Source organism: Streptomyces sp. NPDC013187 (assembly GCF_042899705.1).
GTDB lineage: Bacteria > Actinomycetota > Actinomycetes > Streptomycetales > Streptomycetaceae > Streptomyces > Streptomyces hawaiiensis_A.
Genome location: NZ_JBIBAF010000015.1, coordinates 248,079 through 255,316 on the forward strand (window position 1 = coordinate 248,079; position 7,238 = coordinate 255,316).

At 68.9% G+C, this 7,238-nt stretch carries 3 protein-coding genes, 1 tRNA gene and 1 pseudogene; 4 read left to right on the top strand and 1 reads right to left on the bottom strand.

The features are described 5' to 3' along the window. Window positions 1-27: 27 nt before the first annotated feature. The 4 genes from fsxC to ACFY5B_RS30110 all read left to right on the top strand — a co-directional run bounded on the left by fsxC (window position 28) and on the right by ACFY5B_RS30110 (window position 6,613). Complete coding sequence (gene fsxC / locus ACFY5B_RS30095) at window positions 28-1,245, top strand: FxsC protein (RefSeq protein WP_389975261.1); 1,218 nt, start codon at window positions 28-30, stop codon at window positions 1,243-1,245. A gap of 54 nt (window positions 1,246-1,299) precedes the next feature. Further along, the gene (gene fxsT / locus ACFY5B_RS30100; protein ID WP_389975263.1) at window positions 1,300-5,274 is read left to right on the top strand and encodes an FxSxx-COOH system tetratricopeptide repeat protein; all 3,975 of its coding nucleotides are present in this window, start codon (window positions 1,300-1,302) and stop codon (window positions 5,272-5,274) included. A 46-nt stretch (window positions 5,275-5,320) separates the two neighbouring features. After that, on the top strand, window positions 5,321-6,277 hold the full coding sequence (locus tag ACFY5B_RS30105; protein WP_389975265.1) for a hypothetical protein: 957 nt from the start codon (window positions 5,321-5,323) through the stop codon (window positions 6,275-6,277). 263 nt (window positions 6,278-6,540) lie between these two features. After that, window positions 6,541-6,613 (top strand) — tRNA-Arg (locus ACFY5B_RS30110). Between the two features lie 81 nt (window positions 6,614-6,694). Here ACFY5B_RS30110 and ACFY5B_RS30115 read toward each other — a convergent pair. Further along, window positions 6,695-7,129, bottom strand: a pseudogene (locus tag ACFY5B_RS30115) (tyrosine-type recombinase/integrase); the annotation flags it as partial. Window positions 7,130-7,238 lie beyond the last annotated feature (109 nt).

Below are 7,238 nucleotides of genomic sequence, written 5' to 3' on the forward strand. Positions count from 1 at the left end.
GCCAGCTCGACCGGCGACAGAGGACCGGTGCAACGGTTCCACGTCGATGTCCAGAACGAGATCTACAGCGTCCTGGGCCGCACCTCCTTCGCCGAAGGCCGGCTGAAACACCCCGGACCCGCCGCCGGGCCCGACCCCGCGGTGCTCGACTGTCGCGCCCTGCTGATCCTGTACTCGGCGGAGTATGTGGACGACGCACAGTGCGCCACGGAGTGGTCGGTCTTCGCCGAGCGTATGGACCGCTGCATGCGGCGCACCGGGGAACGACCCGACTCGGTGGTCGGCGTCGTCTGGCGTTCGCACGCGCTGGTGCTGCCCCGGCCCGTCACGGTCGTTCGGCACATCGTCAACGAGGAGTACCAGGGGCCCGGCGCGCTCTGCCTCCAGCAGGATCCGCGCAGTCGGGACCGCTACCACTCCATCGTGCGCCGCGTCGCCGCGCGCCTGATGCGTGCCGCCGAGAAGCCGCCGCCGGTGATGTCCGAGGCGGAGAGCCGCACGGTCACCCCGCAGTTCGGGCCGAGACGGGTGATGCCGCACAGCCGGCGCGACGTCTCGGAGCCGGTGACCGATCCGCCCGGCGTCGCGGCGGCTCCGGACAGCGACGGACCTCTGATGCTTCTCCTGGTCGCCGGTACCAGCGACCGGATGGGCCGGCTGCGTGAGCACGTCGACCGCTACGGCGAGCACGCCGAAGACTGGCGCCCCTTCCGCCCGGGCAGCGAGGAGACGGTGCCCTCCACTGTCGGCTGGGCGGCGCGGGCCTGCGGGATCGACCGCCTGGCCGTCGTCGCACCCGGTCCGGACGGTCCGTTACCGGAGGACATCGACGAGTCGGCCACGGTCCTCGTCGTGGTCGACCCCTGGCTGACGGGAGATCCGTCGTTCCGCGTGCTGTGGGAGCGGATCGTACGGTCCCGGGCGCGAGTCGCCGCCGTCGTCGTCGTACTCGCCCGAGCGGACGAGGAAAGCACGGCCAACGCGGTCCGGCTGCGCGAGGCGGTCTGCCGGACGCCGGCACGGATGGTCGACGCGGCCCATCACGAGGCGGGCAGCCGGGAAGCGCTCGCACACATCGTGGTGGCCGTCCTGGCCGACTCCGGCACACGCCCGGCGGGCGGCACCGGAAGCGCCCGCGGCAGAGCGGGCGATCTGACGATCGAGAGTCCGGCGGAACGGCGCGTCCGCAGGCAACGGGAACGCGTCGGCTGGCTCCAGCCTGAGCGGACCCGTGGCTTCCGGTGATGAGCAGAACGCCCGGCGCATCGCTGGGCCCAGGCTGAGCACATGAGGCGGGGGATGAGGACCACAGGGGCAGCAAAGGCATCGGGTTCGTCGCGAACAGCGAAGATCATTTCCTTCTACTCTTACAAGGGTGGAGCCGGCCGCACCATGGCCCTGGCGAACGCCGCCTGGATCATCGCCAACCAGGGCAAGTCAGTGCTGGTCGTCGACTGGGACCTGGAGGCGCCCGACCTTCATCTCTACTACGGCGCCTTCCTCCCCGTCTCCGACCTCAGTCACGCCGACGGTGTGCTGGACATGTTCTCCGCCTTCGCCGCCGCCGCCGTCGGCGTCGGCGTCGGCGTCGGGGACGACGACCTGAGGGCCCTGCACCCGCAGTACACCGACTTCGAGCGCTACCCGATCAACCTCGACCACGCGTTCCCCGACGGCGGGCGGCTGCACTACATGGGCCCCGGGCGCATGAACGAGGAGTACGCCAACCGCCTGGCCGCCTTCAACTGGACCGGGTTCCACACCAGCGACGACGGCCAGGACTTTCTGGAGGCGCTGCGAGAGCGGCTGCACGACAGCGACTACGACTACATCCTGATCGACAGCCGTACCGGCTTCTCGGACGGGGCCAGGGTCTGCACACTCGCCCTGCCCGACAAGGTCGTCATAACCCTCACCATGAACCCGCAGGCCATCCAGGGCGCGCGCAAGGCCGCCGAACTCATCCGCAGGCACCGCCCGGACACCGAGCTGCATTTCGTGCAGATGCGGGTCGACCAGAGCGAACGGGACCGGCTGGAGCAGCGCTTCCTCGAAGCGCGTCAGACTTTGGACTCCTATCTCGGCATCACGGACGAGGACGCATTAGCCACCTACTGGGGGCAGATGCGGGTCCCCTACGTGCCGTACTACACCTACGGCGAGGAACTCGCCGTGATGCGGGAGGACCCCCGCGTCAGCGGCGGCATCGCCGCGGCCTACGTGCACCTCGTCAACCGGATCACCGACGGTGAGATACGCGAACTGCAGCCGCCGTCGCCCGGCGATTACGTCGCCTATCGCCGGCTCCTCGCGCAACACGAGCGGCTGCAGGCCGAGCAGGAATCGGAACCCTGCACGGTCACCCTGCTGCACGCGCCCAACGACCAGTTGTGGGCCGACTGGATCGGTGAGCTCTTGCGGCCCACCCGGATCCAGATCGTCCCGCCGAGCGACAAACCCACCGACTCACTGCCCGACACCACCTTCGTCCTCGCCCTGCTCTCCCCCCACCTCGCGGGGACACCGGCCGGAGACATGGTCGCGCGTCTCACCACCGGCGCACCCGTCGGCAGCGGGCCCGTCGACCAGCGGACCATCGGCGTGCGGGTGGGCACCGCACGGCTCGCGCCGCACTTCGAGTTCGGCCGGCAGAACACCATCACGCTGGACGGGCAGAGCGAGGACGTGGCCCGCCGCGAGCTGCTCGGCCACTTCGGGCTGCTCACCGACACCCAGACGGGCTCCGCCTGGGCCGGCCCCCGCTTCCCCGGGCTCCAGCCGAGGGTGTGGAACCTGCCGATGCGCAACACCGGGTTCATCGGGCGCGTCGACCAGCTCAACGCGCTCCGAGAGAGCTTCGACTACTCCGGCGCCGACTACTCCGCACCGCAGGTGCTGTGCGGCCTGACCGGTGTGGGCAAGCGGCAGATCGCCCTGGAGTACGCCCACCGGTTCGCCTCGCAGTACGACCTGGTCTGGTGGGTGCCGTCCGCGACCGCCGAGAGTGTGCAGGACGCCCTCACCAAGCTGGCCAGGGCGGTCAACGCCAAGAGCGACGGCCGGCGTACCAGCGAGGATCGGCAGACCCTGCTGAACGACCTGCGGGAGGGGCAGCAGCCGGGACTCCGCAGGTGGCTGCTCGTCTTCGACGGCGCGGTCGATCGACAGGCCGTCGAGGAGTACATCCCCACGGGCGGCCCGGGCCACGTCCTGATCACCTCGAACGACACGGAATGGGCTCCGGAGTACATCAAACACGCCGTCACCCCCTTCTCTCCCGAGGAGAGCGTGGCCCTGCTCAGCCACAGGCTGCCCGGTTCCGCCGAGGAGGAACTGCTGCGGCTCGCCGAACGGCTGGGGCACCTGCCGATCGCGGAGGAGGCGGCTGCCGCCGTCCTGCGGGCCTGTCCCCAGGACATCGACTCCTACATCGCACTGCTCGACAGCGGTCAGATGGCGTCCCAGAAGGCGGTCGCGCCCGAGTACGGGGCCTTCACCGATGTCCTTCACCTGGCCTACGAAGCTCTTCGGCACGAGTCTCCGGCCGCCGCACGGCTTCTGAACGTGTGCGCCTTCCTGTCACCGGACGGCGTCGGCATGAACGTCGTCCAGTCGGACAGGATGGTGGAGCTGCTGAAGCCCTTCGATTCTGAACTGGGCGACTCCGTCTTCACCCTGTACCGCCATCTCAATCTCCTCGGCAAGCAGGCACTCGCCGTACAGGACCTCCCTTCCCAGACGCTCGTGGTCTACCGCGTGGTGCAGGACCTGGTCCGCAGTTGGATGTCCGAGGAGGAACAGGCCACCACCCGGGCCGAGGCCCTGGGGGTCCTCGCCTCGATGGTGCCGAACGATCTGGAACGTCACCGGCCGAAGCACCAGGACACCTTCGCGGAGCTCGACAAGCACGTCATCGTCTCGGGGGCCCTCGAAAGTACGGACCCGGAGGTCCACCGCTGGCTGGTCAGCCAGGTGTACCACCGCTGGATGTCGAACGACTGGGCGGGCGCTCGCGAACTGGGCGAACGAGTCCTGGAGCGCTGGCGGCAGTCCCTCGGCCCGGAGCACCTCATGGTGCTGCGCATGGAGTCCCAGCTCGGCGCGGCCTGCCGGCTCCTCGGTGACTACCGCACGGCACTCGGGCTCTCCACCCACGCCGCGACCACCCTGCTCAGGACGGGGAGCAGCCAGGCCGACATCCTGCTGGCCCGCCGCGGCTACGCGGCCGACCTGCGTGCCGCGGGCAGGTTCGACGAGGCCTTCGACGAGGACCGGGCCACTTTCTCGGGGCTGCAGAACGCCATCGGCGAGAACGCCAACGGAACGCTGGCCGCCTCGCACAACCTCGCACTGTCCAAGTTCTACGTCGAGTCGGTCCCGGCGGCCATCCGCCAGGAACAGCACGCGCACGAGCGGCGCGGACAGAGCGCCCCGGACAAGGACCCCGACCCCAAACGATGGGTGTCGTACGCCCACCTCGGCACCTACTACCGGGAGTCGGGTGACCTGGGCACCTCGGAGCGGTATCTGACAGAGGCCCGCAACCACCTGAACAGGCTGCTGGACTCCGGCTCCCACCACACGCTGGGTGCTGTCGCCAGTCTGGGCATGACCATGGTGCGCCAGGGCGAGGTGAACCACGGCCTGCCGCTGCTGAAGGACGCGTACGTCGCCTACCGCGACCGGTGGGGCGAGAAGCACCCCCGCACGATGTCCTGCCGGCTGTCCCTCGCCATCGGCCTGCACGCGCAGGGCCGGACCGTCGACGCCGTGGCCTACACCCGGGACGTCCTGGGCCACTACGTCGACGTGTTCGGCGCCGACCACCCCTTCACCGGCATCTGCCGCAGCAATCTCGCGCAGTACCTGCTGGCCTGCGGGCACGCGCCGGAAGCGAGCGAGCACGCGGGCAAGGCGGTCCTCCAGTTGAAGGACACCTTCCACCGCAAGCACCGCTACACGCTGGTCGCGCGCATGAACCAGAACAACTGCCAGGCCGCGCTCGGCTCCCTCCCCGCGGTGGAGCTTGCGAACGAGGACCAGGACATCCACGACGGCTGCAAGGAACGGTCGGCATGGGGCGAGAGCCACCCGGTCACCCTGATCGCCATGGCCAACGTGCTCGCCTCCCGCCCACCGGCCGACGGCGAACCAGCGGCAAGCCTCAGGCGCAAGGTCTCCGAATACCTCCCGAAGGAACACGCACTCGCCCTGGCGTTGCTGGCCGAGACCTATCAGAGGATGGGTGCCGATCTGGAGGTGCAAGGTGTCTGACGCATCCACGGCACCGGCGTACGCCCCGGCGCACAAACTGGACGGAGTGAATCAGCAGATGGGTGAACTCGACTTACAGCTCCGGCGGTTGCTGCAGTCATGCGGTGTTGAACATCTCGCGTTCTACGATCGCGACCGGGCAAAAATGGTCGTCGCCGAAAACTCGCAGCCGTCCGAGAGAATGCCGGCGGAGCCCTCGTCGCGCAGTCTCGAACGCGCCGGACGACAGCTTTTCTACATCCTCGAAGAATTGGCGCCGGATTTCGCGGAACTGCGCACCGGAGCACTGATACGCACGGTGGTGCGTGTTCCGATGGGGGCGCTTCTCTACCAGTCCGTCGCCATGGGATTCCATCTCTGCACCACAACGCCGCAGGACCAGGTCACCGAGCTGATCTCGCGCATGACGGAGGGTATCGACGACCTCAGGCCCACCGTCCCCTACAGTCTGCTTCCTCACCGCTCGTATCTCTCCCATCTGAGCAGGTACACGACCGCGGGGACGCGCACGGCACCACAGTCACGCACCGCCCGCCAGGTCACCGAGGTCGCCGACAGCATCGAGGGCAGTTCCTACACGGTGGACTCCACGGCCGGAACGCCCGCCGAAGTCTCGGATCTCCTGCGCGCGGCCCTCGGCGTCGACGGTCTGCACTACGTGGCGTACTACGCCGCCGGCATGCCCTCCTGCACGGCGGACATCTTCCGTCACCGCGCCCTGAGCACCCACTTCGGTGCCTCCACCACCCCGCAGCAGCGGCGGGACAAGTACAGCCTGCTGGGCCGGCTCCTGCCGGGCGTCACCCGCCGCATGGACACGTCCCTCCAGGCCCTCCTGGAAGGCCGGATCCACCAGATCGTCCTGAACGTGGAACAGGGGGCCGTCTACTTCCAGCACCTCAAGGATGGCCACTACCTGCTCGGCGTCTCCCTGGACCACTCCCGGCTGGCGGAGGCGGACCGGCATATCGAACAGCTTGCGGCAGACCTGGCTCGCGGGTGAGGGCTGTGCCTGGTTCCTTGCTCTGTGCGGCGAGGTGACCGCTCCGAGGCGAGGTGAGGCCGGAGGATGCTTCGGAGAGGATGCACGGCCGCTTCACGCCGGGCACGCCTCAGAAACACCTCTGGTCACTTACCTCTCACCTCCTCCTCACGCTCTCCTGCGGCCGTGGGCAGGGGCCGCAGGAGAGCGTGATCAGAAACCGCCGCCGAGCGCACCCGACCCGCTACACTGTCGGCGGCGGCCCAGGCTGCCGCCATGCCTTCGCCTTCGTAGCTCAGGGGATAGAGCACCGCTCTCCTAAAGCGGGTGTCGCAGGTTCGAATCCTGCCGGGGGCACAGCCAGAAGGGCCAGCTCAGGAGGGGTTTCCTCCCAGGCTGGCCCTTAGCCGTTTCAGGCGCCGTGCCACACGCGTGCCACTACGTCCGCTCGGCGTCCTCACCTGAGGGGCCTGGGGCCACTCCCCCACCGCCCCGGATCATGGCCCCGAGCCGATCGGCGATGGCCCGGTCACGGTCGCTGGTCATGTGCTGATAGATCAGCGCTGCCCGAGAGCTGCTGTGCCCCATGCGCGTCATCAGTTCCCGCGTACTAGCCCCGGCCGTGGAGGCGAGCGTGTTGCCCGTGTGGCGCAGGTCGTGAAAGTGCAGCTCGGCCGTGACGCCCGCGGCTTTCCGGGCCTTGACCCAGTCGTCGCGGAAGTTGCTCCGTCGCAACTGCCCACCCTGCGGCCCGACAAAGACGTGCCCCTCACGGCCAGGAGCGGCGAAGTGCTCCAGGTGGTGCGTGACCGCATCGAGGAGTTCAGCGGGGAAGGAGACGGAGCGCACCCCGGCCGCGGATTTCGGCGCCTTGGGGCGAGCCTCTCAGATCATGGCCCCAACGTCGTGCTTTAACGGGCAGGTCCACAGACTGCCCGACTCGCCGGAAGCTTACGGGGCCATGATCACTCGCCCCAAAGCA

Coding starts and splice junctions, on each gene's coding strand:
- fxsT (WP_389975263.1), top strand. CDS start 1,300: ATGAGGACCACAGGGGCAGCAAAGGCATCGGGTTCGTCGCGAACAGCG.